Origin of the sequence: Mameliella sp. CS4, assembly GCF_019392335.1 — a bacterium.
Classification (GTDB): domain Bacteria; phylum Pseudomonadota; class Alphaproteobacteria; order Rhodobacterales; family Rhodobacteraceae; genus Antarctobacter.
Map to the genome: position 1 here is coordinate 1 of NZ_JAHXRQ010000220.1, position 254 is coordinate 254.

Here is a 254-nt window from a genome sequence, read left to right on the forward strand (position 1 = left end):
GTCGACTGCGATGGCGCCCGTCGGGGTCTGGGCCACACCCACCTCGGCGAGGCCGAGATCCTCGGTGTTGGCCGTGCGCCCGGTCGCCACGATGATGCGCTCGGCCACGACAGTCTCCTGGCGACCGCCCCGCCGAACCGTGAGGCTCACGCCGCCCCTCGTCAGGTGCGCGGCTTCGTAGGACAAGCCGCCCAGGACGGTGATGCCCTCATCCGCCAGGTAGCCGGCGAGCGCCTCCCCGATCTCCGGCTCCG

The 254-nt window shown here is 72.8% G+C and carries 1 protein-coding gene; it reads right to left on the reverse strand.

Annotated elements, in window-relative coordinates:
• Nucleotides 1-243, reverse strand: a 243-nt coding sequence (locus tag KZZ07_RS27170) for an FAD-dependent oxidoreductase (RefSeq protein WP_370631285.1), incomplete at its 3' end; no start/stop codon positions are given.
• Nucleotides 244-254 lie beyond the last annotated feature (11 nt).